29 protein-coding genes and 3 tRNA genes are annotated in these 25,923 nt (G+C 54.2%); 10 read left to right on the plus strand and 22 right to left on the minus strand.

From position 1 onward, the window contains the following. Nucleotides 1-14 precede the first annotated feature (14 nt). Nucleotides 15-524 (minus strand): amino-acid N-acetyltransferase, encoded by a 510-nt coding sequence (locus tag OO731_RS06045; RefSeq protein ID WP_264890047.1) that lies wholly within the window; start codon nucleotides 522-524, stop codon nucleotides 15-17. Nucleotides 525-592: 68 nt separating this feature from the next. Next, nucleotides 593-1,801 carry a multidrug effflux MFS transporter gene (locus OO731_RS06050; protein WP_264890048.1) on the minus strand — a complete coding sequence of 403 codons (1,209 nt, stop codon included), beginning with the start codon at nucleotides 1,799-1,801 and terminating at the stop codon, nucleotides 593-595. A gap of 157 nt (nucleotides 1,802-1,958) precedes the next feature. Here OO731_RS06050 and OO731_RS06055 point away from each other — a divergent pair, with 157 nt between their 5' ends. Then, entirely contained in the window at nucleotides 1,959-2,561 is a 603-nt protein-coding gene (locus OO731_RS06055; protein WP_264890049.1) for a helix-turn-helix domain-containing protein, read from the plus strand. A 61-nt stretch (nucleotides 2,562-2,622) separates the two neighbouring features. Here OO731_RS06055 and OO731_RS06060 read toward each other — a convergent pair whose 3' ends face one another. From OO731_RS06060 to tilS, 17 genes are all read right to left on the minus strand, one after another. Further along, nucleotides 2,623-5,079: an ATP-dependent Clp protease ATP-binding subunit gene (locus tag OO731_RS06060; RefSeq protein ID WP_264890050.1), complete on the minus strand. Its 2,457-nt coding sequence runs from the start codon at nucleotides 5,077-5,079 to the stop codon at nucleotides 2,623-2,625. A gap of 143 nt (nucleotides 5,080-5,222) precedes the next feature. Then, a complete protein-coding gene (gene nrdF, locus OO731_RS06065; protein WP_138275863.1) occupies nucleotides 5,223-6,194 on the minus strand; it encodes a class 1b ribonucleoside-diphosphate reductase subunit beta in 972 nt (323 codons plus the stop codon). A gap of 54 nt (nucleotides 6,195-6,248) precedes the next feature. Next, nucleotides 6,249-8,393 carry a class 1b ribonucleoside-diphosphate reductase subunit alpha gene (gene nrdE, locus OO731_RS06070; protein WP_264890051.1) on the minus strand — a complete coding sequence of 715 codons (2,145 nt, stop codon included), beginning with the start codon at nucleotides 8,391-8,393 and terminating at the stop codon, nucleotides 6,249-6,251. Beyond that, on the minus strand, nucleotides 8,378-8,779 hold the full coding sequence (nrdI, locus tag OO731_RS06075) for a class Ib ribonucleoside-diphosphate reductase assembly flavoprotein NrdI (protein WP_264890052.1): 402 nt from the start codon (nucleotides 8,777-8,779) through the stop codon (nucleotides 8,378-8,380). The genes nrdE and nrdI overlap by 16 nt, the downstream gene beginning before the upstream one ends. Before the next feature lie 10 nt (nucleotides 8,780-8,789). Continuing rightward, a complete protein-coding gene (nrdH, locus tag OO731_RS06080; protein ID WP_138275865.1) occupies nucleotides 8,790-9,017 on the minus strand; it encodes a glutaredoxin-like protein NrdH in 228 nt (75 codons plus the stop codon). A gap of 211 nt (nucleotides 9,018-9,228) precedes the next feature. After that, entirely contained in the window at nucleotides 9,229-9,405 is a 177-nt protein-coding gene (locus tag OO731_RS06085) for a hypothetical protein (protein ID WP_264890053.1), read from the minus strand. Between the two features lie 2 nt (nucleotides 9,406-9,407). Beyond that, nucleotides 9,408-10,925, minus strand: coding sequence for a lysine--tRNA ligase (gene lysS, locus OO731_RS06090; RefSeq protein WP_264890054.1), 1,518 nt, complete (start codon nucleotides 10,923-10,925; stop codon nucleotides 9,408-9,410). A gap of 10 nt (nucleotides 10,926-10,935) precedes the next feature. Continuing rightward, nucleotides 10,936-11,778 carry a pantoate--beta-alanine ligase gene (gene panC / locus OO731_RS06095; protein ID WP_264890055.1) on the minus strand — a complete coding sequence of 281 codons (843 nt, stop codon included), beginning with the start codon at nucleotides 11,776-11,778 and terminating at the stop codon, nucleotides 10,936-10,938. Further along, nucleotides 11,778-12,485, minus strand: a complete 708-nt coding sequence (locus tag OO731_RS06100; RefSeq protein WP_264890056.1) for a DUF2520 domain-containing protein — start codon at nucleotides 12,483-12,485, stop codon at nucleotides 11,778-11,780. The genes panC and OO731_RS06100 overlap by 1 nt, the downstream gene beginning before the upstream one ends. Further along, nucleotides 12,482-12,982, minus strand: coding sequence for a DUF3180 domain-containing protein (locus tag OO731_RS06105; protein ID WP_264890057.1), 501 nt, complete (start codon nucleotides 12,980-12,982; stop codon nucleotides 12,482-12,484). Before OO731_RS06105 ends, OO731_RS06100 begins: the two co-directional genes overlap by 4 nt. After that, the gene (gene folK / locus OO731_RS06110; protein WP_264890058.1) at nucleotides 12,979-13,476 is read right to left on the minus strand and encodes a 2-amino-4-hydroxy-6-hydroxymethyldihydropteridine diphosphokinase; all 498 of its coding nucleotides are present in this window, start codon (nucleotides 13,474-13,476) and stop codon (nucleotides 12,979-12,981) included. Before folK ends, OO731_RS06105 begins: the two co-directional genes overlap by 4 nt. Before the next feature lie 3 nt (nucleotides 13,477-13,479). After that, entirely contained in the window at nucleotides 13,480-13,899 is a 420-nt protein-coding gene (folB, locus tag OO731_RS06115; protein ID WP_264890059.1) for a dihydroneopterin aldolase, read from the minus strand. 3 nt (nucleotides 13,900-13,902) lie between these two features. Beyond that, a complete protein-coding gene (folP, locus tag OO731_RS06120) occupies nucleotides 13,903-14,769 on the minus strand; it encodes a dihydropteroate synthase (protein ID WP_264890060.1) in 867 nt (288 codons plus the stop codon). A gap of 13 nt (nucleotides 14,770-14,782) precedes the next feature. Next, the gene (gene folE / locus OO731_RS06125) at nucleotides 14,783-15,337 is read right to left on the minus strand and encodes a GTP cyclohydrolase I FolE (protein WP_264890061.1); all 555 of its coding nucleotides are present in this window, start codon (nucleotides 15,335-15,337) and stop codon (nucleotides 14,783-14,785) included. Between the two features lie 3 nt (nucleotides 15,338-15,340). Next, nucleotides 15,341-17,398, minus strand: a complete 2,058-nt coding sequence (gene ftsH, locus OO731_RS06130; protein WP_264890062.1) for an ATP-dependent zinc metalloprotease FtsH — start codon at nucleotides 17,396-17,398, stop codon at nucleotides 15,341-15,343. Nucleotides 17,399-17,423: 25 nt separating this feature from the next. After that, nucleotides 17,424-17,975 (minus strand): hypoxanthine phosphoribosyltransferase, encoded by a 552-nt coding sequence (hpt, locus tag OO731_RS06135; RefSeq protein ID WP_138275873.1) that lies wholly within the window; start codon nucleotides 17,973-17,975, stop codon nucleotides 17,424-17,426. Next, complete coding sequence (gene tilS / locus OO731_RS06140) at nucleotides 17,976-18,992, minus strand: tRNA lysidine(34) synthetase TilS (RefSeq protein WP_264890679.1); 1,017 nt, start codon at nucleotides 18,990-18,992, stop codon at nucleotides 17,976-17,978. It abuts the gene before it with no gap. A gap of 70 nt (nucleotides 18,993-19,062) precedes the next feature. Here tilS and OO731_RS06145 point away from each other — a divergent pair, with 70 nt between their 5' ends. Beyond that, nucleotides 19,063-19,551: an inorganic diphosphatase gene (locus OO731_RS06145; protein ID WP_138275875.1), complete on the plus strand. Its 489-nt coding sequence runs from the start codon at nucleotides 19,063-19,065 to the stop codon at nucleotides 19,549-19,551. On the opposite strand, the gene OO731_RS06150 is transcribed toward OO731_RS06145, so the two are convergent. Beyond that, nucleotides 19,548-20,051 carry an SRPBCC domain-containing protein gene (locus OO731_RS06150; protein ID WP_264890063.1) on the minus strand — a complete coding sequence of 168 codons (504 nt, stop codon included), beginning with the start codon at nucleotides 20,049-20,051 and terminating at the stop codon, nucleotides 19,548-19,550. The two genes, OO731_RS06145 and OO731_RS06150, sit on opposite strands and share 4 nt — an antisense overlap. Nucleotides 20,052-20,070: 19 nt before the next feature. Next, a complete protein-coding gene (locus OO731_RS06155; protein ID WP_138315881.1) occupies nucleotides 20,071-21,270 on the minus strand; it encodes an NlpC/P60 family protein in 1,200 nt (399 codons plus the stop codon). 126 nt (nucleotides 21,271-21,396) lie between these two features. Here OO731_RS06155 and OO731_RS06160 point away from each other — a divergent pair. From OO731_RS06160 to OO731_RS06195, 8 genes are all read left to right on the plus strand, one after another. Beyond that, nucleotides 21,397-21,469 (plus strand) — tRNA-Glu (locus tag OO731_RS06160). A gap of 40 nt (nucleotides 21,470-21,509) precedes the next feature. Next, nucleotides 21,510-21,583, plus strand: a tRNA-Asp gene (locus tag OO731_RS06165). A gap of 56 nt (nucleotides 21,584-21,639) precedes the next feature. Then, nucleotides 21,640-21,712 (plus strand) — tRNA-Phe (locus tag OO731_RS06170). 89 nt (nucleotides 21,713-21,801) lie between these two features. Next, complete coding sequence (locus tag OO731_RS06175) at nucleotides 21,802-22,665, plus strand: DMT family transporter (RefSeq protein ID WP_264890064.1); 864 nt, start codon at nucleotides 21,802-21,804, stop codon at nucleotides 22,663-22,665. Between the two features lie 45 nt (nucleotides 22,666-22,710). Continuing rightward, a complete protein-coding gene (locus OO731_RS06180) occupies nucleotides 22,711-24,342 on the plus strand; it encodes an MFS transporter (protein WP_264890065.1) in 1,632 nt (543 codons plus the stop codon). 3 nt (nucleotides 24,343-24,345) lie between these two features. Then, a complete protein-coding gene (locus tag OO731_RS06185; protein ID WP_264890066.1) occupies nucleotides 24,346-24,711 on the plus strand; it encodes a CrcB family protein in 366 nt (121 codons plus the stop codon). Further along, nucleotides 24,708-25,106, plus strand: coding sequence for a CrcB family protein (locus OO731_RS06190; protein WP_264890067.1), 399 nt, complete (start codon nucleotides 24,708-24,710; stop codon nucleotides 25,104-25,106). The genes OO731_RS06185 and OO731_RS06190 overlap by 4 nt, the downstream gene beginning before the upstream one ends. 43 nt (nucleotides 25,107-25,149) lie before the next feature. After that, a complete protein-coding gene (locus OO731_RS06195; RefSeq protein WP_264890068.1) occupies nucleotides 25,150-25,377 on the plus strand; it encodes a DUF3073 domain-containing protein in 228 nt (75 codons plus the stop codon). Between the two features lie 37 nt (nucleotides 25,378-25,414). Here OO731_RS06195 and OO731_RS06200 read toward each other — a convergent pair whose 3' ends face one another. Then, complete coding sequence (locus OO731_RS06200) at nucleotides 25,415-25,900, minus strand: Rrf2 family transcriptional regulator (protein WP_264890069.1); 486 nt, start codon at nucleotides 25,898-25,900, stop codon at nucleotides 25,415-25,417. Nucleotides 25,901-25,923 lie beyond the last annotated feature (23 nt).

A 25,923-nucleotide genomic window follows, 5' to 3' on the forward strand; every position in this document is an offset into this window, starting at 1 on the left:
AACCAAGGGTCTGGCTAGAGCGTCTTAAGCATTCGGGTGTTGCCCAGAGTGTTTTGCTTGACCCTCGCCAGATCAAGAAACTCGGCCACACCATCGTCGTGCGAACGGACCATCTCGGCATAGGTTTGCGGATCAACCGGCACATCAGAGATCTCGACAAAGCCACTCTTTGCAAAAAAGTCGACCTCGAAGGTCAGGCAAAAGACTCGTTTGATACCGAGGTGGCTGGCGCGATCCAGCAGAGCATCCAAGATTGCCTTACCAACACCATGCCCGCGCATGTGCTCAGCAACAACTACAGAACGAACCTCGGCAAGGTCCTCCCACATCACATGCAGGGCTCCTGCGCCAACGACAAAATCATTTTCATCGACGGCAACCATGAACTCCGGAACGGCCTCGTATAGCCCGACCAACTCGTGCCCCAAGAGAACGCGTGAGCCCTCGAGCGGCTGGCGCATGGCCTGGATGTTGCGAACATCGCTGGTCAGTGCTGGGCGAACGGTAATTGTGGCGTGGGTCATGAATTAACGGTAGCCGAATTTTCGGCAACCCAACGACTTAGATTCAAAACCATAACCCAAAATTGCAGTTAGGTCAGCGGCTTTATTTTGTTGGGGCGCACCACTACAAACATGACCACAATGGCAATCACCATGAAGATCAACCATGTGGTGCCAACGCCGACGGCCGAGAATTTATCCAGAGTTGTGTAGTACGGGCCGGCCATTGCAGTGCCCAAAAAGCCAACCGCACCGATAAGCGATGCCGCGGTGCCTGCCTCTGAACCGTGTGGAGAAAGCGCGAGGGCGTTTACCGGTGTGTTGGTTGCCCCAAACAAGAAAAGCCAGCCAAAAATTAGGCCCTCGATCGTCCAAAAACTAGCCTGTGCATTTGAGGCAACAATTAGCAACAGACCGACAATCGCAGCCAAAATCAGCGAACCGGTGAGCAGCCATTGTGCCGGAATGTACTGAGCCAGCTTTGACGAGGCCTGAATGCCTAGGTATGCGCCGAAAGAGTTGAGGCCTAAGTAGAGCCCCACCTCAGTAGCCGGAACATCGAAGGTATTTGCAAAAACAAATGGTGTGACCGAAAGGTAGGCGAACACCGATGCCGAGATCAGCATTTGAATAATTAGGAGCCCGGTGTAGCTGCGGTCGCGCAAAACATTTCGGAAGCGCTTGCCCATGCCCTTGAAGATTTCGTCGCGCCGCGACTCAGTCTTAAGGGTCTCAGGCAGACTAAGGAATGCAATTACGCCGAGCACGCCCGCAAATATTGCGACGAAAAGACTAATACCGCGCCAGTCGGTGAACTGTAAAAAGCCTGACCCAATCAGCGGGCCAAGGAACCAGGATGCAGCGTTGATAAGCATCACCCGGCTCATCATTTTTAGTAGCGGCATGCCGGTGTAAAGGTCTCTAAGCATTGCGTTACCGATCACCGTGAGAGCCGCACCGCTGAGCCCCTGGAGGATTCTGGCGGCAAAAAAGACTTCTAATCCTGGCGCCAGAGCGCATAACAGTGAAGACGCAATGTAAATTGCCAGTGCAATCAACATTGGGCGCTTACGTCCGATTGCGTCACTGACTGGGCCAGCGAGCAGCATGCCAAAAGCAAATCCGAGGCTGACGGCACTGAGCGTCAGCTGAATAAGACCCGGGTCTACTGCCAAGTCATCAGACACCGCTGGCAAAGATGGGATGTAAGGGTCAACCGTGAACGGCTGAAGCATGCCCAAAGCGCCAATCAGCAAGATCATTTTGATGCGACCCGTGCCGCCGATGGTTTTAGACATACTTCTATTCTCTTCCGCCTGGGTAAACATATTTGTCAGACCCGTGCCTTGCCTTTACCCTTAGTTGAGTTGTCCAGCGCCAAGCCTCGATATTTCTTGGGGTCGACCGACGTTTGGACCCAAGGTTTTACAACCAACTGGCCCCAGGAGAGTGAAGATGCCGGCAAAGCAGCCTAGAGGCCCCTATTCAAAAGGGAATGCCAAGCGCGAAGAGATTTTGTCTAAAGCCGTCGAGGCATTCGGAAAAACCGGCTACCACGCCACTTCAATGCGCGAGATTGCTGCAGCTTGCAACCTCAGTCAGGCAGGATTGCTGCACCACTTTCCAAATAAAGAAGCAGTTTTACTAGCTCTGGTGGACAGGCGCGAACAAAGCCAACATGAAGCCGCCGAAGAACGTCGCAAAGTTTCGGGTTCAACTTGGCAGGAGTCAGCTCTCGAGGGCCAAAAGCGCAACGAAGAAGAATCGGCCTTGACTCGCCTTTGGGCCAACCTCGTTGGCGAGGCCACCGACCCTAACTTTCCGGCTCACGAATACTTCCTTGAGCGCTACCGCAAGTCACGCGCTAGCTTTGCCCTAGACATTGCCAATGATCACGGTCGCACCACTCCGAATCAAGAAGACCATATCCAGGCAGCAATCATTATTGCCATCTGGGACGGTCTGCAGACCCAATGGCTACTTGACCCTAAGTTTGAAATGCGCCCAGCGTTTGAATACGCGATTTCGATGATCAGCCGATACTCGCAGAACAAATAGAGTTCAGGCCTAAAGCAAAAACCCCGCCGATAGATATCGACGGGGTTTTTGCTTTTTCAAATTACATTGCCGTGAGTGCTTCACGAACCTTGTTGGTGAATACAAATTCGCCATCGACAAAATCAACCTCGAGGTCAGAGGCGTTCTTAACCTCACCGTGCATGATCTTCTCGCTTAGGCGGTCCTCGATTTCTCGCTGGACTGCACGACGGAGTGGTCGGGCACCTAGCGCTGGGTCAAAGCCGATCTCAATCAGGCGGTCTTTAGCTGCCTGGGTTACTGAGATGGTCATGTCGCGGTCTTCTAGGCGAACACCAAGGCGCTTGATGAATAGATCAACAATCTGAACTAGTTCAGGCTTGGTTAGCTGAGGGAACACGATGGTCTCATCAACACGGTTTAGGAACTCAGGCTTGAAGTTCTTCTTGAGCTCCTCATTGACCTTGCCCTTCATGATCTCGTAGTCATTTGCAGCGCTGCCCTCGAGCGAGAAGCCCATGGTGCCGCGCGAAATGTCACGAGTTCCGAGGTTGGTGGTCATGATGATGATGGTGTTCTTGAAGTCAACGACGCGACCCTGACCATCAGTCAATCGGCCCTCTTCAAGAATCTGAAGCAGCGAGTTGAAGATGTCTGGGTGAGCCTTTTCGATCTCGTCGAATAGAACCACGCTGAATGGCTTGCGGCGAACCTTCTCGGTTAGCTGACCACCCTCTTCGAAGCCAACAAAGCCCGGAGGGGCACCGAATAGGCGGCTGACAGTGTGCTTTTCGCCGTATTCAGACATGTCGAGCGAGATGAGCGCACCCTCGTCATCGAACAAGAACTCGGCCAAAGCCTTGGCTAGCTCAGTCTTACCAACACCGGTAGGTCCGGCAAAGATGAACGAGCCCGAAGGACGGTTAGGGTCCTTGAGGCCGGCACGCTGGCGACGGATTGACTTAGAAATCGCAGCGATGGCGTCTTCTTGACCGATAACGCGCTTGTGAAGTTCGTCTTCCATGAAGATGAGCTTGGCGCTCTCTTCTTCGGTGAGCTTGAACACCGGAATACCGGTGGCCTGAGCCAAAACCTCAGCGATTAGGCCTTCGTCAACAATGCCCTGCGCTGCCACGTTGCCCTGGCGGTACTCGCGCTCCATGCGGGCGCGCTCGGCATTCAACTTCTTTTCTTCGTCGCGCTTTGCTGCGGCTAGCTCAAATTCCTGAGCCTCGATAGCCTTTTCTTTCTCAACCTTGAGAGCAACAATCTTTTCTTCGATTTCACGAATCTCCGGTGGAGACGACAGGATCGACAGGCGCAAACGCGCACCCGCTTCATCGATTAAGTCGATTGCCTTGTCTGGCAAGAATCGGTCGGTGATGTAGCGGTCAGATAGCTGAGCCGCGGCAACCAAGGCGCCATCGGTGATTGAAACCTTGTGGTGCACCTCGTAGCGGTCACGAACACCCTTAAGAATGTTGATGGCCTGAGGCAAAGATGGCTCGTTAACGGTTACCTGCTGGAATCGGCGGGTAAGCGCTGCGTCTTTTTCAAAGTGCTTACGGTACTCGTCAAGTGTTGTGGCACCGATGGTCTGCAGTTCACCGCGCGCAAGCAATGGCTTCAAAATTGATGCGGCATCGATGGCGCCTTCGGCAGCACCCGCACCAACCAAGGTGTGAATCTCGTCGATGAAAGTGATGATGTCACCGCGAGTTCGGATTTCTTTGGTGACCTTCTTTAGGCGCTCTTCAAAGTCACCGCGGTAGCGTGAACCAGCGATGAGTGAACCCATGTCAAGGGTGTAAAGCTGCTTGCCCTTGAGGGTCTCAGGCACATTGCCGTTGACGATGGCCTGAGCCAAACCCTCAACCACCGCGGTCTTTCCGACACCCGGTTCACCAATCAGGATTGGGTTGTTCTTTGAGCGGCGGCTAAGAATCTGCATCACGCGCTCGATCTCGCGCTCGCGACCAATTACTGGGTCAAGCTTGCCCTCGGCAGCAGCCTGGGTCAGGTTGCGTCCAAACTGGTCAAGAATCTGAGAGCCCTTTTGCTTCTCGGTGTTGTCTCCGCCAACTGCAACGGTCTCTTTACCCTGGAACCCTGAAAGCAACTGGATTACCTGCTGGCGAACGCGGTTGGTGTCTGCGCCAAGCTTGGTTAGCACCTGGGCTGCAACACCCTCACCCTCGCGGATCAGCCCCAAAAGCAAGTGCTCGGTGCCGATGTATGAGTGGCCTAGCTGCAGAGCCTCGCGCAGTGAAAGCTCGAGCACCTTCTTTGCGCGCGGCGTGAATGGAATGTGACCAGACGGAGCCTGCTGCCCCTGACCGATGATCTCTTGAACCTGTTCGCGAACGGAATCTAGGTTGATGCCGAGCGACTCTAGAGCCTTAGCGGCTACGCCCTCACCCTCGTGAATCAAACCCAACAGGATGTGCTCGGTGCCGATGTAGTTGTGGTTGAGCAGCTTGGCTTCTTCTTGGGCCAGCACAACAACTCGACGAGCCTTGTCGGTGAATTTCTCGAACATTTTTACTCCATTCGCCAGCTTTGGTTATAGCTGTCTAATAGAAATGCTAAGTCGGGTAATCCGGCTGTGGGGGCTTGTTCGCTGTAGGGAAAACGAAAAGACCCGAGCCAAAGCCCGGGTCTTTTCTTGGTGAATTTGAGTGACTAGAAGTCCCAGTCGTCGTCCTCGGTGGCCTCGTGCTTACCGATTACGTAAGACGAACCTGAACCTGAGAAGAAGTCGTGGTTCTCGTCAGCGTTTGGTGAAAGCGCAGACAGAATTGCTGGGCTAACCTCTGACACCTCTTTAGGGAACAACGGGTCAAAGCCTAGGTTCATCAGGGCCTTGTTGGCGTTGTAGTGCAAGAAGTGCTTTACGTCTTCGGTCAAGCCGAGTGGGTCGTAAAGGTCAGCGGTGTACTTGATCTCGTTTTCGTACAGCTCAAGTAGCAAGTCGTAGGTGTACGCCTTCAACTCGTCGCGACGCTCTTGGGTCTCAAGTTCCATTTGCTTCTGGAACTTGTAGCCAATGTAGTAACCGTGAATGGCTTCGTCACGGATGATCAAGCGGATCAAGTCACCAGTGTTGGTGAGCTTGGCGCGTGATGACCAGTACATCGGCAGGTAGAAACCTGAGTAGAACAGGAATGACTCAAGCAAAGTTGAGGCAACCTTGCGCTTTAGCGGGTCGTCACCGCGGTAGTAACCAAGAACAATCTCGGCCTTCTTCTGAAGGTAAGGGTTGTCCTCTGACCAGCGGAACGCCTCTTCGATCTCATCGGTTGAACACAGGGTCGAGAAAATCGATGAGTAGCTCTTGGCGTGCACTGACTCCATGAAAGCGATGTTGGTGTACACAGCTTCTTCGTGAGCGGTTAGCGCGTCAGGAATCAGTGAGATTGCACCGACGGTTCCCTGGATGGTGTCCAGCAGAGTCAAACCGGTGAATACGTGCATGGTTAGCTTCTGCTCCTCTGGGCGAAGAGTTGCCCATGAAGGGATGTCGTTTGACATCGGTACCTTTTCAGGCAGCCAGAAGTTTGAGGTGAGGCGGTTCCAAACCTCGAGGTCCATTGAGTCCTCGAGTTTGTTCCAGTTCACCGGACGAGTGATTCCACTTAGCGTTGTGGCAGTCATTTTCTTCTCTCTTTGCAGGTTTAAAACTGAACTTGGATGGGGTCTAAATAATTTCTAGAGCATGCAGCTTACGCACTCATCGACAGCGGTACCCTCGAGGGCCATCTGGCGAATACGTACGTAGTAGATGGTCTTGATGCCTGCGCGCCAAGCCTGGATCTGGGCCTTGTTAACATCGCGGGTGGTTGCGGTGTCTTTGAAGAACAAGGTCAGTGAAAGACCCTGGTCTACGTGCTGGGTTGCAGCTGCGTAGGTGGCAATGATCTTCTCTGGGCCGATTTCGTAGGCGTCGTCGTAGTACTCAAGGTTGTCGTTGGTTAGGTATGGAGCTGGGTAGTAAACGCGGCCCAACTTACCCTCTTTACGAATCTCAATCTTTGACGCAACCGGGTGAATCGAGCTGGTTGAGTTGTTGATGTAAGAGATCGAACCGGTTGGTGGAACAGCCTGAAGGTTCTGGTTGTAGATACCGTCCTTCATGACTGCAGCCTTTAGCTGGCGCCAGTCTTCCTGGTTCGGAATCTCGATACCGGCGTTGGCAAACAACTCTGCAACGCGCTCGGTCTCAGGAGACCAAACCTTATCGGTGTACTTGTCGAAGAACTCACCGGTTGCATACTTTGAGTTTTCAAAACCACCAAATGCCTTGCCTCGTTCGCGAGCAATGGTATTTGAAGCCTTTAGAGCGTGGAACAGAACGGTGTAGAAGTAGATGTTGGTGAAGTCAATACCTTCTTCAGAACCGTAGTGAACGCGCTCGCGTGCCAGGTAACCGTGAAGGTTCATCTGGCCCAGACCAATCGCGTGAGACTCATCGTTGCCGTACTTGATTGAGGTCACTGAATCAATGTTGCTCAGGTCAGAGACAGCAGTCAAAGCACGGATAGATGCCTCAATGGTGCGACCAAAGTCTGGTGAGTCCATTGCCTTGGCAATGTTCAACGAACCGAGGTTGCAAGAGATGTCCTTGCCGACATCCTTGTAGCTGAGGTCAGCGTTGTAAGTGGTTGGGGTGTTGACCTGAAGAATCTCAGAGCAAAGGTTTGACATGTTGATGCGGCCAGCGATTGGGTTCTCGCGGTTCACGGTGTCTTCGTAAACGATGTATGGGTAGCCCGACTCAAACTGAAGCTCAGCAATGGTCTCGAACAAAGCGCGAGCCTTGATCTTGGTCTTGCGGATGCGAGCGTCGTCGACCATGTCCTGGTAGTGCTCGGTGACTGAGATGTCGCTGAACGGAACACCGTACACGCGCTCTACATCGTATGGAGAGAACAGGTACATGTCGTCATTGTTCTTAGCCAGCTCAAGGGTGACGTCTGGAATAACCACACCAAGGCTCAGGGTCTTGATACGAATCTTCTCGTCAGCGTTCTCGCGCTTGGTGTCGAGGAACTTCATGATGTCTGGGTGGTGAACGTTTAGGTAAACCGCACCCGCACCCTGGCGTGCGCCAAGCTGGTTTGCGTAGCTAAATGCGTCTTCCAGCATCTTCATAACCGGGATAACACCCGATGACTGGCCTTCAATCTTCTTGATCGGTGCGCCTGATTCACGGATGTTGGTTAGTGAAAGGGCAACACCGCCGCCACGCTTTGAAAGCTGCAGCGATGAGTTGATGGCACGTGAGATTGACTCCATGTTGTCTTCGGTACGAAGCAAGAAGCATGAGACAAACTCGCCGCGCTGGGCCTTGCCACAGTTTAGGAAGGTTGGAGTTGCCGGCTGGAAACGACCGGTGATCATTTCTTCAACCAACATCAGTGCACGGTCTTCGTCGCCCTCGGCAAGGGTAAGTGCCACCATGACCACGCGGTCTTCGAAGCGCTCTAGGTAGTGCTTGCCATCAAAGGTCTTTAGCGCGTAGCTGGTGTAGAACTTGAAGGCACCCAGGAATGACTCAAAACGGAACTTGAATGAGTAAGCGAAGTCGTGGATCTTCTGCAGGAAGTCGAAGCCGTAGGCGTCAAGAATTGGCTTCTCGTAGTAGTCGTGCTCGACCAGGTAGTCAAGGCGCTCTTTGAGGTTGTGGAAGAACACGGTGTTCATGTTCACGTGCTCTAGGAAGTACTCGCGAGCAGCCTGCTTGTCTTTGTCGAACTGAATCTTGCCGTCTTTGTCGTACAAGTTCAGCATTGCGTTCAGCTCGTGGTAGCTGTATCCGGTGCGAGGGGCCTTCTCAATCAGAGTGTTTTCCACAGTTGTTCCATCTTTTCTTCTACGGCCGCCACGTCATACGGGGTGCCTAGTAATTCGAATTTGTAAATCAGGGGTACCTGAAGCTTGAGCGAGATAATCTCGCCGGCTCTGCAGTACTTGTCGCCGAAGTTGGTGTTGCCAGCTGCGATGACGGCTTTAGCGTTTTTTCTGTTTTCAGGGTCGTTGAGAAACCGAATCACCTGTTTTGGAACACTGGTGAGGTCATCACCTGCCCCGTATGTCGGAGAGATCAGTACATAGGGCTGGGTTACCTGAAGCGGTGGCTCGGAAGCGTGAAGTGGAATTCGGAAAGCCCGAACATCCAGCTTCTCAACAAAGCGTTTGGTGTTCTCAGAGACGTTCGAAAAGTAAACGACGTCTAGCATGAGCAGTTTTTTAGGCTGCGCCGAGTGCTGAGATCTTGTCAGGGCGGAAACCTGACCAGTGGCTGTCGCCAGCAACTACTACTGGAGCCTGTGCATAGCCAAGTGACTTGACTAGCTCAAGAGCTGCCTCGTCCTCGCTCATGTCAACAGAAACGTACTCAAGTTCTTTGCGGTCAAGCAGCTTTTTGGTGCTGTCGCACTGCACGCATGAAGGCAGGGTGTAAACGGTGATAGTCATAAATCTCTCCTCTAAAGAACTGTTTTGCAGCAACTAAGCCATTCCCCCCTGACACCGCATCTATGCGATGTTCGGTAAACCCTTGATTTTGCTGGTTTTTACCGAAAAATGGCTTATTTAGTTGTTGCATCAGTTTATGACACTAGATGTAGTTTGCCTAATCGTGTCGGCGTGTTGAGAATTTATTTACTTTGTTGCCGATTTTGCGGGCTTATTTGCCGGCTTTTGCCTCGCGCTCGGCGCGAATCTGAGCTTCCATCTCCTGGTAAACCTTGCGCTCTTTAGAGTCAGCGCGCAGGATTCCGCGCATCATGACCCAGAAGATACCGCCAACAAACACCGGTGGCACGAGAGCCAAGAGTGCATCCCAAAGAACCTGTAGATCCATGATTACTTCACCAACGGAAACATGATTGTTTCGCGAATTCCGAGCCCGGTAAGGCTCATTAGTAGACGGTCGATTCCCATACCCATTCCACCTGAAGGTGGCATTCCAAATTCGAGAGCCTTCAAGAAGTCCTCATCAAGCTTCATGGCCTCTGGGTCGCCGGCGGCGGCCAAGGTTACCTGCTCAACAAATCGCTGACGCTGAATAACCGGGTCAACTAACTCGGAGTAACCAGTTGCCTGTTCGTAACCGCGAATGTAGAGGTCCCACTTTTCAACCACACCTGGCTTTGAGCGGTGATCACGGGTCAGCGGTGAAGTATCAACAGGGAAGTCAATTACGAAGGTTGGCTTGACCAGGTCACCCTTAACAAAGTGCTCCCAAAGTTCTTCAACATACTTTCCGTGAAGCGGGTGTTCGATCTCGATCTCAACCGAAGCAGCCAACTTCTTAAGGTCTGCAATTGAAGTCTCTGGGGTGATGGTCTGACCGCAAGCCTCAGAAAGTGACTCGTACATTGAAATTCGTGGCCACTCGCCACCAAGGTCGTTGATCTCGCCGTCTTCAAGCTCAACCTGGTGGGTGCCAAAGACATCCATCGCGGCATTTTGAATCAGCTTTTGGGTTAGGTCGGCGATTGAGTTGTAGTCACCGTAGGCCTGGTACGACTCCAACATTGCAAACTCTGGCGAGTGGGTGCGGTCGGCGCCTTCGTTGCGGAAGTTGCGGTTGATTTCGAAGACGCGGTCAATGCCGCCAACAACCGCACGCTTCAAGAACAGTTCGGGCGCGATGCGCAAGAACAATTCGGTGTCAAAGGCGTTTGAGTGAGTCTTGAATGGGCGGGCCGAAGCACCACCGTGAATGGTCTGAAGCATCGGGGTTTCAACCTCGATGAAGTTTTCTTGTTCAAAGGTGCGGCGCAAAGACTGCATAACCTTCGAGCGAATCTGAACTACCTCGCGGGCACGATCGCGAACAATTAGGTCCACATAGCGGTGGCGGACACGGTACTCCTCGCCCAACTCGTTGTGCAGGTTAGGCAGTGGGCGAATGGTCTTGGCAGCCATCAACCACTCGTCGGCCAAAATTGAAAGCTCGCCGCGCTTTGAGGTGATGACCTCACCCGATACAAATACGTGGTCACCTAGGTCAACGAGCTCTTTCCACTCGTTTAGGCGGTCCTCGCCAACTTTGTCCAGCGAAAGCATGGCCTGAATACGCTGGCCCGAACCAGCCTGAAGAGTGGCAAAGCAAAGCTTGCCGGTGTTCCGCTGAAACACGATGCGACCTGCGAGGGCAACTTTGTCCCCGGTTGCAACATCGATTTCTAGATCAGGGTAAGCAGCACGGACGCCATCGATGGTGTGGGTAACCGGAACGCTAACTGGGTAGGCATCGCTGGTTTCGTTTAGGCGCTCACGCTTGGCCAAGCGGACCGCAATTTGCTCAGGCAAATCTTGCTCAAGGTCCTGTTCAATCTCGTTGTTGGCAATGCCAGCAGTTGAGTCTTGACTCATGCGAGTGCTCCTAAAAAGTTATTTCGATGTTGTCGATCAGTCGGGTTTGGCCGACAACCGCTGCAATTAGCAATAGCGCGCGACCTTTGAATTCATCATCGATTGGTTCAAAAGAATTGGCCGCTACCAAGGCAATGTAATCAAGTTTAGCCTCAGGTGCCTTTGACATAAAGGCCCGGGCAGATTCGAGAGCGGCACTTGGGCTGGCAGCATTTGCTTGTCCGGCACGCAGGGCGGCCGATAGCTGCTCGGCAACCTCGTGGGCGGCGGCGTCTAGATAGCGGTTGCGGCTAGACATTGCCAGACCGCCTGGTTCGCGAACAGTCGGCGCCGGCACAATTTGAAGCGCCGGGTAGTCGGCCTTGGCCATCTGCTGAATCAAAAACAACTGCTGGGCATCTTTTTGCCCAAAGACTGCAAAATCTGGTTGCACCAGGTCAAAGAGCCTGGCAACCACGGTCAGCATTCCATCAAAGTGGCCGGGGCGGGCTGCGCCTTCATAAACCACACCGATTCCTCCGGCACTCTTGGTTGGTTTGGCCGCTGATCCCTCTGGGTAAACATCGTCGACCGATGGCGCAAACAGGACATCGGTGTTGATTACCTCGAGGCTTTCAACATCAGCATCAAGTGTGCGCGGGTACTTATCGAAGTCTTCGCCGGCACCAAACTGAAGCGGGTTTACAAAAATCGAGACCACGACAAAGTCGGCGTGCTTGCGCGCGGCGGCAATCAGCGAGAGGTGGCCGGCGTGCAAGGCACCCATGGTTGGCACCAGGGCAACTTTCTTACCCTCAGAGCGCGCGACCGAAACCTCAGTGGCTAACTGGGAGACCGTGGTGGCTATGTGCATTAGCTCAGCAGTTCCTCTGGGTCGAGCGGTTTGTGACCATCGGCTAGGGCTTGCTCTACGGCACTGCGAATCAACGGCCCGATTACCCCGCGAGGGTTTTCGATTCCAACGTTTTCTAGCAATCCGATGGCCTGGTTCACAATCATCTTTGAGAACGAGTTAGCAACCGATACCGCCTCAAAATATGTCGCGCGGTCTGCCTCGGCAACAACAATTGGCTCGGCGCCCATCTCAATGACCAAGGCCTGCGCAATCGGCAAGGCCACATTTGGCGCCGAGACCGCAAAGTAACTTTCGCGAATCTTGACCAGGTCCATGCTGGTTCCGGTAAAGGTCATGGCTGGGTGAATCGCCAGCGGAATCACTCCCGCGCCAGAGGCCGGATCCAAGACCGAGTATCCGTGCTCGCCGGCGGTGTGGGCCACCAACTGCCCCGCACGCCAAACACCCGCGGCAGCCAAGCCAGAAACCATAGGTGTAATTTGATCAGCCGGAATAGCTAAAACCACAAGGTCTGCCACGGCAATTAGGTCAGGGATAGCCAGCACCGGGACCTCTGGAATCAGTGCGTCTAGGCGCTCAAGATTTTGCGGGCTGGCGCTTGCCACACCGATAAGGTTGTGGCCGGCTGAGGCCAAGGCCTGACCCAAGACAGCGCCAACTGGTCCAGCTCCGATGATTCCGACAGCCAGTCTTCCATTACTCAAGCTGGATTCACCTCGGTGGTTGAACCAGCGCCTGCCGAGCCTGATTGACCGTCGCGGCCATCGTCGCGAATGCGGCAAACGCGCTCAATAACTATGCCGGCAACCACCATCAAAATTGCACCGATGAGCGCAGCAAGATTTGGCCAGATTCCGGCGGGAATCACCGGCGAGGTTGCCTGTAACCAGACCACACCCGCGTGCCAACCGGTAAAGATTGCACCTGAGATTGCGATGGCCTTGGCTAGCAGCACAACTCGGACTGCGTAAAACGGATTGAGCAGGGCGGCTGGCTTTGCCTTGGTTGCTCGCGCTCGACGGATCATGGGAATTGCAAATATGACCAGCAGGATGGCTACGGTTGGCAGGGTAAAAATCATGGTGAAAGCTGCAACCGGAACCTGGCCGCCGTTGGCAACAATTAGGCGGGGAACCAGGTAGCCCGCGGTAGCCGCCAAAACAGCCCAAGCCAAAAGGGTTTGAATTTTGGTCGGCTTCATCTAACTAGCCAGACCTGATCTTTAATCGGCTCGGCCAGCTCTTTGACTGATCCGTATCCGGGCAAAACAGCGTCTGGTTCAAGCAGCGACCAAGGCACCAGCACGAATGCGCGCTCAGAAGCGCGAGGGTGCGGGAGGGTCAACTCTTTGCCCACCTTGATCTCGTTGCCATAGGTGATGATGTCGATATCGAGGGTTCGCGAGCCCCAACGCTCAAGGCGAATTCGCCCGTGCTCGGTCTCGATTCGGCGAATCTCGTTTAGCAACTCTTTTGGTTTCAGGGTGGTCTCGATTCGAACCACTCCGTTTAGGTAGTTGGGTTTCGTTTCGTCCGTGCCGGCCTCGGTCAATGCCACCGATTCGACCAGCGGTGAGCAGAGAACGCCCTTGATACCCGGGGTTAGCGCCAGCGCTTTGAGTGCCGAGCGAATGGTCTTGCGGCGCTTACCGAGGTTTCCGCCCAATGCCAAAATTGCCTTTACCGGTTCAGCCATGACTTAGCCCTCACTGCCAATTGCGCTGGCTTTGTCAAAACGGCGTTTGGCCTTGACGGTGACCGAAACATCTTGAAACTCATGATTAATTGGTGCGTTTGGTTTGTGCACTGTGATTTTTGCCTTGAGCACCGGGCTGGCTGGCCCTCCGAAATTTAGGGCCAGATCCAAAAGGCGCTGGGCCAAAGTCTCGATCAGGTCGACCGGCTCGTGCTTCACGTTCTCGATAATGGCCTCGGCCAACTCACCGTAGTGAACCGTGTTGCTCAGGTCATCGGTGATGGCAGCTTTGTGACCGGCAACCCAGATGGTCGCATCAATCAAAAACTCCTGGCCGTTTTCGCGCTCAAACTCAAACACCCCGTGGTGCGCAAAAACTTTGAGCCCGGTGAGCTTAATTTTGAACTGCTGAACGGTGGCCATGAGTTAACTCTGCCCCTCTTCGCTGCCCTGGCGCAATGCCTCGACTACCGAGATTGCATCGCTGGTGGCAATTACGTTGTGCACACGTACACCCCATATTTTGCGCTGCAGCAGGAGGGCGGTCAGAACCGCTGTCGCCAAATCTCTCCGGTTATTTGAAATCTCGGTAACCTCAGGCTCAAGACCTGGCTCAAGCGCACCGGCAATAAACCGTTTGCGACTTGCACCAACAAGAATCGGCAAATCCAACTTCTCAAGCTCGTCAAGACGGGCAACCAGCTGCCAGTTTTGCTGCATGTCCTTGGCAAAACCCAGACCCGGATCAATGATGATTTTGCTGCGCTTCACTCCAGCTGCAATCGCAGCATCCACCCGCGCCTGCAACTCAATGGCAACCTCGCGAGCAACATCGATGTACTGGGCGTTGTTCTGCATCTCATCGCTAAAACCACGCCAGTGAGAAATGATGATTTTTGCTCCAGAGGCGGCAGCCAGGCCAAACATTTTTTCGTCGGCCAGGCCACCAGAAACATCGTTGATAATCGAGGCGCCAGCGGCAACAGATGCCAACGCGGTCGAAGCATTCATGGTGTCGATGCTGATCAACACATCGCGACGATCAATTTTCTGCAGCTCTTCAACGATTGCTTCGATGACCGGAATCACTCGCGCCAATTCGATCTCTGGGCTCACCCGAGCTGCACCCGGCCTGGTTGATTCGCCACCGATGTCGATAATGTTGGCGCCACCCATAATCAGCAGGCGGGCGTGATCCAGAGCTGACTCAACTGAGGTGTATTCACCACCATCGCTGAATGAATCTGGCGTGACGTTTAGAACGCCCATTACGAGGGGCCGGTTGAAAGTCATTTCGAAATCAATCTCACTTAGAGATGAGGCCCATGACCTCAGCGCGTGCGGCCGGCTCTGAATAGCAACCACGCGTTGCCATGGTGACGGTGTTTGCCTCAGGCTGGCGGGCGCCTCTAGAAACCACGCAGTGGTGACGGGCCTCAACGACCACAACCACACCCTTGGTACCTAACCCAGCCTCCAGCTCATCGGAAATCTGAGCGGTTAGATTCTCTTGCAATTGCGGGCGAGCAGCCAAAACCTCAACCAACTTAGGCAGGCGGCCAAGCCCAATCACTCGGTCGTCTGGCAGGTAGGCAATGTGAGCCACCCCGGTGAAGGGCAATAGATGGTGCTCGCACATCGAAACAAACTCAATGTCCTTGAGAATCACAACGTCGTTGTGCTCTGCTTCGAAAGTGTCTGACAGGGTCTCGCCGGCATCGGCACCCACGCCCTTGAAGAACTCCGCGTACGCCTCAGCCACCTTCTGCGGAGTCGCCAAAAGCTCACTCCGTGTTGGGTCTTCGCCGATGGCCTGAATCAGCTCAACGACTGCAGCTTTGATGCGCGCGGTGTCAACCAAGGTTTACTCTTCGGTCTTCTTTGGTGCAGCCGGCTTGCGTGCTACTGGCTTCTTAGCTGCCGGTGCCTTTGGCGCCGCAGGCTTTTTAGCCGCAGGCTTGGCAGGCTTGGCAGCCTTTACCGCTGCAGCCTTAGCTACCTTGGCCTTCTCAGCTGACGAACCCTTTACCGGAATCTCGATTGGACCCTGCTTTGAAACAGGTCGGGTCTTCTTCGACAACCACTGTGGGCGAAGCGGCAACTTCTTAACCGGCTTGAAAATCACTGCGATGTCTTCAGCCTGAAGAGTCTCGCGCTCCATGAGCTCTTTTGCCATGGCGTCAAGAACCTTGCGGTTTAGGGTCAGTGCCTTGTAGGCCTCGTCGTGAGCAGCATCAAGAATTGCTCGGACCTCAGCGTCAATAAGCTGAGCGGTTGCCTCTGAGTACTCTCGAGCCTGAGCCATGTCGCGGCCAATGAAAACCTCGCCACCGCCGCCAAAGCTGATTGAACCCAACTGCGATGAGTAGCCGTACTTGGTGACCATCTCGCGTGCAATGTGAGTGGCTTTTTCGAAGTCATTCGAGGCACCCGTGGTTGGGTCGTGGAACACGATCTCTTCCGCAACGCGGCCACCCATTGCGTAGGCAATCTGGTCTAGCAGCTGGTTTCTTGAGACGCTGTAGCGATCTTCGAGTGGCAACACCATGGTGTAACCAAGTGCGCGACCGCGAGGCAAAATGGTGACCTTTGACACTGGGTCGCTGTGGTTTAGCGAAGCCGCAACCAAAGCGTGGCCGGCCTCGTGGTAGGCAGTGTTTAGGCGCTCTTTGTCTTGCATCAAGCGTGACTTCTTCTGCGGTCCACCGATAACGCGGTCGATTGCTTCGTCAAGAGTGGCTGCTGAAATTTCTTTTTCGTTTTGGCGAGCAGTCAATAGAGCTGCTTCGTTCAATACGTTGGCTAGGTCGGCACCGGTAAAACCTGGTGTGCGCCGAGCAACTGAGGCCATGTCAACGTCATCGGCAATTGGCTTGCCCTTGGCGTGAACCTTAAGAATCTGCTCGCGCCCGATTAGGTCAGGAGCACCCACACCAATCTGGCGGTCAAAACGGCCCGGGCGCAAGAGAGCCGGGTCAAGGATGTCTGGGCGGTTGGTAGCCGCAATCAGAATCACGTTGGTCTTTGAATCAAAGCCATCCATCTCAACCAAAAGCTGGTTTAGTGTCTGCTCGCGCTCGTCGTTACCGCCACCGATACCGGCACCGCGGTGACGACCAACGGCGTCAATTTCGTCGACAAAGATAATCGCTGGAGCAGCCTGCTTGGCCTGGTCAAATAGGTCGCGAACTCGCGACGCACCAACACCGACAAACATTTCAACAAAGTCAGAACCTGAGATTGCAAAGAATGGCACACCGGCTTCACCGGCTACGGCCTTGGCAACCAAAGTCTTACCGGTTCCCGGAGGGCCATAGAGCAAAACACCGCGAGGAATCTTGGCGCCAAGCTTCTGGAACTTCTCTGGCTCCTGCAAAAACTCTTTGATTTCTTGTAGTTCTTCAAGGGCCTCGTCGGCTCCGGCAACATCGGCAAAGGTCTTGTTTGACTGCTCTTTGTTGATCAGCTTGGCCTTTGACTTGCCAAAGTTCATTACCTTGCTGTTGCCACCCTGAAGGCCAGACATCAAGAACCAGAAAATCAAACCGATGATGACAAACGGAAGCAGTGTGCCCAAAATCGCCAGGTACCACGGAGTGTTTTGCACATCATCGTCGTAGCCCTTAGAGATAGAGGCGTTAGAAATTACCTCGATAACCTGGTCACCGCGAGCAGTGACGTAGTAGAACTGAACGTTCTTGCCATACTTGGCGTCTTCGTTGATCAGGGTTACGTCAACGCGCTGGTCGTTGCCCAGTACCTTGACCTGCTCAGCCTTGCCGCTCTCGATGAGCTCTAGGCCGTAGGCGGTGGTTACCTGCTTTACGCTGTTGCCGTTGATCATCGACGAACCGATGAGCAAGACCATCACAGCTACAAAGATCCAGACGAATGGACCACTGAGGATTTTCTTGAAGTTCATGATTGAGGCCTTGCCTCAGTCCTTTCTAGGAATAAACCGCTGGAGAAAGCACAGCCACGCCCTTTAGCGTGCGGTACTTCTCTGAATAGTCGAGGCCGTAGCCCACAACGAATTCATTCGGAATATCAAAACCTACGAGTGCGACATTTACTTCCACCTTTGCGGCAGCAGGTTTGCGCAACAATGCAACAACCTCGACCGAGGCAGCACCGCGGGCTTCGAGGTTAGAGACCAACCAGCTGAGCGTCAGCCCTGAGTCGATGATGTCTTCGACGATGACCACGTGACGACCTAGGACGTCAGCATCTAGGTCTTTGAGGATTCGAACCACACCAGATGAAACTGTTCCCGAACCGTATGAAGAGACGGCCATCCAGTCCATTGACACCGATAGCTGCATGGCGCGTGAAAGGTCAGCCATGAACATGACGGCACCCTTTAGAACACCCACCAAGAGCACATCTTTGCCTGCGTATTTTGAGTCCAACTCGGCTGCCAATTCGGCAACTCGGGTGGCAATTTGTTCTTCGGTGACAAGCACCTCGGTGATTTCGTTAGCTACCTTCGAAAGGTCCACTTAGCAGGCTCCTGGTTTGAGGGTTTTAGTGGTCTTTAGGGTGATTGAATCACCCAGTCGTTCTACTCTAACGCCTGGCAGGGTCAGCGGTTTCTGCCCGTGCCACCGGTCAACCAACTCGTCGACCGCCAAGATGTGTACTCGGGCAAAAGTTGGGGCCTCAAGTACCTCAAGCGCGCGGGCAACAACTCGGTGCCGAATCGCCAACGGCAAAGCCTTAAACCCAGCCACATCGATGTGAATTGCGTTTGATTTGGTAGCCACAATATCGGCGTAAGAGGCTTCAGCCAGCCTCGACAGAACTTCATCGTCTTCACGAAGCTGCTCGGCTGTGCGCACTAGCGCCTCGGCAATTCCCGGACCAATTTCTTGCTCTAGCTTTGGCAGCAGGTTTAGCCGCACACGCACTCGGGCGTAACGCGGGTCGTGATTCATCGGGTCAAGCCAAGGTTTTAATTCGCTATCGGCACAAAACCTCTGGGTGGTTTTTCGGCTGACTGAAAGCAGTGGGCGCAGGTAGCGACCCGAGTGCATGGCCATGCCGTTCAGTGACCTGGCGCCTGACCCGCGGGCTAGGCCCAGCAACACGGTCTCAGCCTGATCATCAAGAGTGTGGCCCAGCATAATGACCACGGCATCAAGCCTGGCAGCGGCTTCGTCGAGCGCACGGTACCTGGCAACCCGGGCGGCGGCCTCTGGCCCGCCAACTGTGCCGACTTCAACCGTTGCAACCTCAACCGGGTCAAGCCCCAACCCGGTCAGAATAAGAGCGGTGTCTTGAGCCACTCTTGCCGAGCCAGACTGCATTTGGTGGTCAACAATTACGGCACCCACCCGGATGCCCGCGCGCGGTCCCTCGAATGCCAAGGCTCCGGCGAGCGCAAGTGAGTCGGGCCCACCCGAACAAGCCACCAAGACCAACTGCCCTTTGGTGACCCCGGCCAACTCTAAAGATTCGCGCACCGCGCGACGAACATCGGCAATTGCCGGGGTCAAGCGCGGGCGTTCAGTCAACAGTCACTCTTTTCGGTAATCTTTTAGAAGTCCTGCGAGATTTTCTCTCGCCTCAAGCCTATTTAGGAGAACCATGGGTTACGAAGCAGTAATTGAGATTCCTCGCGGAAGCCGCAACAAGTATGAGGTTGACCACGAGACCGGCCGCGTGCACCTAGACCGCGTTTTGTTTACTCCGTTTGTCTACCCGGTTGACTATGGCTACTTCGACAAGACTCTCGGCGGCGACGGCGACCCGCTTGACGCTCTAGTCCTTCTTGAGTTCCCAGTGTTCCCAGGTGTTGTTGTGGATGTCCGCCCAGTTGGCGTATTGCCTATGGAGGATGACGGCGGCATTGACGAGAAGGTCATCTGTGTTCAGACTAAGGACCCACGCTGGGCCCACATCCAGGACATCAACGATGTGCCAGAGCAGACCAAGAACGAGCTACTTCACTTCTTCTCTCACTACAAGGACCTAGAGCCAGGCAAGTGGGTAAAGGTTGGCGAGTGGCAGGGCAAGGACGTTGCAGAGCGTCTAATCAAAGAGGCTTACGAGCGCTTTGAGGCTCAGGGTCACTAACTAGCCAAGAATTCATCGAGCTGGGCGAAGGTCGCTCCAAAGCCAATTCGCATCGACTCGACATTTGCGTAGAACAGCTCAACCTCGTGAGGTTGGGCGTTCAGCGGTGCACCTTCAAGGTGAATCAGGGTTTGATCGCCGTCTTCGACAAAGGTGAGGGTGTTGTAAACCTCAAGCGGCCAGTCCGGGTTTAGGTAGTGTCTTGCGCGCGCGCCAAATTCATCTGAGAAGTAATTGATGAAGACAATTTCTTGGTGACGGTCAACGGTTAGGTAATCAAAGCCGCCCCACATTTCAAAGCGCTCTTGCGTGCCGTCTTCGTTCGACATCAGGTAGTGAAATTTGCCGCCAGGTTCAACATTGGCCTGCACCACGGTCAGCTTCAAACCCTGCGGGCCCCACCACTTCGCCAACTGATCGGCAATCGTCCAGGCATTCCAAACCACACCGATGGGTGCTTTGGCAATGTGTGAAATTCTCAGTGGCTCACGTTCAGTCATGACCAGAGAATACAAGAATTTAGGCTGAAGGGCGCCCTGCGTAGCGGAACAATTCGCCGTAGCGTAGCGGAACAATTCTCACGGTTCGTGCTGGGTTTGGCGCCTCAAGCATCATGCCGCCGCCCATGTAAAGCACCACGTGATACTTATCGCCACTGAATGCGCTCTCGGTTGAGTACCACATTAGGTCGCCGCTTACCGCCTGGTTCAGCGGAATCAACTTCTTGTTGGCTGCCATGGTGTTGAACTGGTTGGTAGCTGAGTGGGTGCCGATGTAAATTCCGGCGCTCGCGTACGCAGCCTTAGTAATACCCGAGCAGTCCCAAACATCTGGGCCCATGCCGCCAAGCACGTAGCGTTCACCAAGCTGAGCCTTGGCAAAGGTGAACATGGTCTCGACCTTGCCCTGGTCAGGTGCGCCAACTGTGTAGAGCTCCGGTGCGGTAGGCATCGAGGTTCCGGCGTTCTGGCGGGCCTCAGCAGCCAAACCCTCAGCACGCTGGCGCTCTAGGTCTGATGCGGTGTTTCGCAAGGTGGCCAGCTGTGCATAAAGTGTGCGGTTTGCGCGCTCACTCTCGTCTACCTGTGCCTGGACTGCATTGGCTGCATCGGTGGCTTCAGCAAATGCCGACTTGGCCAGTGCTGCTTTTTCGGCCAACTGTTTTTTAGCAACGTTCAATTCGTCAGTGACCGACTGTGCGTAAAGCTGCTTTTCAATTGAACGGCGATAAATTACGTCGTTCTGATCGGCAACCTTTTCTTGTGCTCCCAATTGGTAGAGCAGGTCATCGGCTTCGCCGGAATTCAAAAATAGGTTGAGTGAGGTTCCACTGGTGCCGTCGCGGTACATCTGAGAAGCAATTTGGCCGAGCTGCTCTTTGGCCGCATCTGCCTGTGCATTTGCGGTGTCAGCCTGGCTCTGAAGTGAGTTGACCTTGGTGGTCATGATGTCAACCTGCTCTTGGGCTTGGTTGAACTGTTCAGCCTTGATCAGCGCGGCTTTGCTGAGTTTGTCGGCCTCTACCTGCTGGTCAGCGATGATCTTCTCGAGTCGAGCAATCATCTCTTTTTTGGCAGTCACATTGTTCTTGGCTTCGGCGACCTCGCCGGCGGTTGGGTAGTCAGGAACCGCCCATGATGGGCTGATCGCTGCCCCGGTGAGGAGCAAGCCAGTGACCGCCGCAGAGGCAACCAAGACGCGAGAAACCCGTAACTTCATGCTTCGAAACTAACACGAAACCCTAAACAATTACATGAACCTTTCCTGTGAATCCAGTCTCGGGTTGCCAAGACCGGCACCAAGCACTATTCTTTTCTCTTGGTGCTATGAAGTATCCGCTTTGTAGGCCCCATCGTTTAGAGGCCTAGGACACCGCCCTTTCACGGCGGCAGCACGGGTTCGAATCCCGTTGGGGTCACTATAGAGCGAGGCTTCAAAGTACCAAAGCACCAAAGTAAGGTCCTGTAGCGCAGTTGGTTAGCGCGCCGCCCTGTCACGGCGGAGGTCGCGGGTTCAAGTCCCGTCAGGATCGCTCAAAAAGAGCCCTTCATTCGAGGGGCTTTTTTGAAAGGTAAAGCAATTTACCTTGGCTCTGTAGCTCAGTTGGTAGAGCGAACGACTGAAAATCGTTAGGTCACCGGATCGATGCCGGTCGGAGCCACGAAGACACCCTTAGATCTCACGTCAAAGGGTGTTTTTGCTTTAACCGGACATTCCGGCGAGAGAGCTGGCAATCACTAGGCTTTAGGCGTGACCACAATCATCCTGGGCTTTGCTACCTCTTTGGTTTACGGCTTTGCCGACTTTTTTGGCGCGCTAGCCAGCAAAAAGATCAAGCCGGTCACCGTCACATTTTTAGCTGGACTGGTTGGTTTGGGCTTTGTGTCCATCATGAGCCTGATATTCGGTGCCACCTTTAGCCCGGGTGCCTGGTTTTGGGGAATCGCCGCGGGCTTTGCAGCGGCTATCGGTATGACCGCCCTTTACGCCGCCTTGGCTATCGGGCCAATCTCAGTAGTCTCTCCCCTTTCAGCTGTGGTCTCGGCAATCGTTCCGATGATTGTTGGCTTCTTTTTGGGTGAACGATTTTCACCGATTGGCTTCGGCGCCATCGCAGCCATCGTGGTGGCGGTTTTTCTGGTGGGCTTTGTGCCGGGCGAGGATGTTCGGCTGCCATCCACTCGAGCACTAATTTTAGGAATCATCGCCGGCGTGGGCATCGGTGTGGTTTTGATCTGTGTGGACCAAGCCCCATCAGACTCTGGCCTTGCCCCAGTTATTTTGCTCAGGGGAATGTCGGCCACGATGCTTGGCATCTTTACCCTGACCGCTTTTATGCGGGCTCGCGGGGTCAAACAGGAAAAGCGCGAACCGATTCCGGCCAAGTATTGGATCTCGGTGGCCCTGGCCGGCATTTTTGATGCCAGCGCCAACATCTTCTTTTTGACCGGTATGCGACTTGGATCACTAACTGTGGTGAGCGTTTTGACCGCGCTTTACCCACTCGGAACCATCATTTTGGCCCGCATCTTTTTGAAAGAGCGGCTGGCCAAGACCCAGCAGTTGGGCATCATGATAGCCCTGTTGTCGAGCGCAATTCTGGCAGTAGCGTAGGGCAAGCCGGCTCAATCGTCGTGGGGCTCGGGTAGCCTAGGCACTATGCAAAATACCCGTAACCGTTGGATCGGTCTTGTCTTTATTTCTTTGGCCATCTCTCTGGTTATCATCGACGGAACCATCGTCAACACCATTTTTCCGAGCATCATCGAAGACCTTGGCCTAACCTCTACCGAGGTTCAGTGGGTTCAAGAGAGCTACGTTTTGGTCTTTGCCTCACTGCTTTTGGTTTGGGGTTCACTGGCAGACCGCATTGGTCGCCGCAAAGTTTTGGTAATCGGTTTGGTCATCTTTGTGCTGGCATCGGTCTGGGCAGGTTTTAGCCAAGATGCAGCCCAAATGATCATGGCCCGCGTGGCCCAAGGTGTCGGTGGAGCCATGGTGCTACCGACCACGCTGTCGCTGGTCAACGCAAATTTTCAGGGTCGCGAGCGCGGCATTGCCTTTGCCGTTTGGGGTTCAACCATCGGTGGAATGGTGGCCGTTGGGCCGGTACTTGGCGGTTGGCTAGCCACTGACTTTGACTGGCGCTGGGCTTTCAACATCAACCTGCCGCTAGGCCTGTTGGTTATTGCAGGTCTGCTGTACTGGATTGGCGAATCTAAGCAAGAGCACCGCGAAGGTGGCATCGACTACGTCGGTGCAGGTATCTCAGTTGTGATGTTTGCCACCCTAGTTTTTGGTCTAATCGAAGGCCGTGTTTATGGCTGGTGGCAGGCCAGCACCACAAATGTTTTCACCATCGGTGATTTCAGTTGGCCAACCGAAGGCCTTTCAATCATTCCGGTTTCGCTCGGGATCTCGTTGGTCTTCTTTGTGCTCTTTGCCCTCTGGGAGAAGGCTCGTGAGCGCGCACACAAGAATGTGCTGCTTGACCTTGACCTATTTAAAATTGGCAGTTTCAGAAACGGCTCAATTGCCGCACTGATTATTTCGATGGGCGAGTTCGGTCTACTTTTTGCAATCCCACTGTGGCTTCAGAACGTGCTTGGCCTCAGCGCAATTTCATCTGGATTGGTTCTGCTTTGGCTTGCCGGCGGCTCATTCCTGGCTTCCGGAATCGGCGGTGCGATGAGCGGCAAGCTTTCGGCCACCAACGCGGTACGCATCGGTGTTGCTCTTGAGCTAATTGGTATTGCCGGTATTGCCCTGTTCGGCACCATCGAGGGCGGCTGGCTGTCAGTAGCCGCTTGGTTGATGATTTACGGAATGGGAATCGGTCTGGCCACCGCCCAGCTGACCGGCGTGATCATGGTTGATGTTCCGAACGAAAAAATTGGTCAGGCTTCGGGCTCGCAGAGCACGGTTCGCCAAATTGGTTCAGCGCTGGGCATCGCTGTTTTGGGAACGATTCTGTTCACCTCAACTCAGGTGGCCAGCGAGCAAAACCTTCGCGAGGTTCCGTTGATTGCATCGATCGATGCGGCTGCGCAGACCGAGCTGGTTGAGGGACTTACCGACCAGGTTGTGGATTCTGCCGGTGCGGCCCTGCCATACGTTGAGGCCGGAATGATTCAGGCCGGGTTGCCGCCGCAGGCCGCCGCCGATATTCAGGCTGCCGCCAACCAGGGCTTTACTACTGGAGTTCAGGCAACCGGTTGGGCTGCTGCCGGATTTATGGCACTCGGATTTGCTTCAACCTTTGCAATGGGAACCAAGCGCCGCAAGGATTAACCTGTGAAACCGACTATCCGAGTAATTTGGCTCACCTTTATGGGCGGCACGATTGGCACGCTCGCGCGATTTTTTATCGGTGATGTATCAGGTCAACTGATGGGGCTAGTGCTGGTCAACACGCTTGGTGCCGCTGCCCTGGGTTGGTTCAACGGTGACAAACGCTTTGACACCGCAGAGCAAAAAGCGTTTTGGGCCGTTGGTCTGGCTGGTGGTTTTACGACTATGAGCGGGCTGGCGTCGATGATCGTAACTTGGCAGAGTGTGCTGGGCTGGGTGGTTTTTGCCTGGGCTCTTGCGCTCTTTGCATCGGGGTTGGCCTCTTACTATTTGGCCTACTCGATTGCTCGTGATCGGGGTGCCAAATGAGCTACCTAAGCCCCTGGATTATTGCGCTGGTCGGAGTTGCCGGCGGCGTTGGTGCGGTACTCAGGCTGTTTGCGGCTCAGTGGAACGGCAAGCTACCTTGGGGTATTTTGGCAGCCAACGTTTTGGCTTCTGGCGTGGTTGGTTTTACGGCTAACTTTTTTGCCGTTGAAGCAGCGGCCGATGCCGACTTGATGGTTTGGGCCTCGATCGGCGCAGTTGTGGTGGTTGGGTTTGCCGGAGGGCTATCAACCTTTAGCTCTTACGCTGCGCAAACGGTTGAATTTTTCAGACGGGGGCGCATTGCTCAGGGACTTATCAACACCGCACTAAATCTGCTGATTACTCCACTTGCTGTTTGGTTAGGGGCTTTGGCCGCTTTGGCCCTGCTAAAATAGGGGCAGGTTTTCTCTCTCCCACACACGTTAGGGGGGTCTCGTCATGGGGCGTGGCCGTCAAAAAGCTAAGCACACCAAGGTGGCTCGCGAGCTAAAGTACTTTAGCCCGAACACCGACTTGACCGCGCTTGAAAAAGAAATCGGCCACATTTCGCCTGCCAGCACTGGCTTTGCCGGCGACTCTGAGCCTGAATACGAAGACAAGTGGGCAGACCTCTACGCAGACGATTCTGACGAAGATTCAGAAGAAGCCGAAGAAGACCGCCGCTAATCTCAGCGCAGTTGGCCGCTCTTAGAGCGATGTCAAACTAATTGGTTTCGTAACCCGGTCGGCTAACCCAAGCATCTGGCTGACTCAGCAAATCACTCATCTGGGTGCCAAATTTGCCCGACACAACATCAGCCAAAGAAACGTTCTCGAGCACGCTGCGCAGTGCCACGCGCACACCAACCCAAACATCCTGCAGGTGGGTGGCTGGGCCGTTGTAATTCACGTTCTCTGGGCGCAAACCCCGCACCGCGGCCAATGGGCCATCGAGCACACGGATAACCTCGGCCAGGCTGATTTTCTCAGGACTGCGGCTTAGTCGATAACCACCAACGGCTCCGCGCTGGCTGATGATGAATCCGGCGTGACGAAGCTCGGTAAGGATTCCCTCAAGGAACTTGATCGGGATGGATTGCGATTTGGCAATGGCGTCACCCTTAACCAATCCGGTTGGGTCGGCGGCGTAAGACTCGGCCAAAAAGAGCAGCGCTCTCATTCCGTAGTCAACCTTTGCCGATACCTGCATGCCTCTATCCAATCAGGTTTTGG

It is taken from the genome of Rhodoluna sp. KAS3 (genome assembly GCF_026000575.1).
Taxonomy (GTDB): Bacteria; Actinomycetota; Actinomycetes; order Actinomycetales; family Microbacteriaceae; genus Rhodoluna.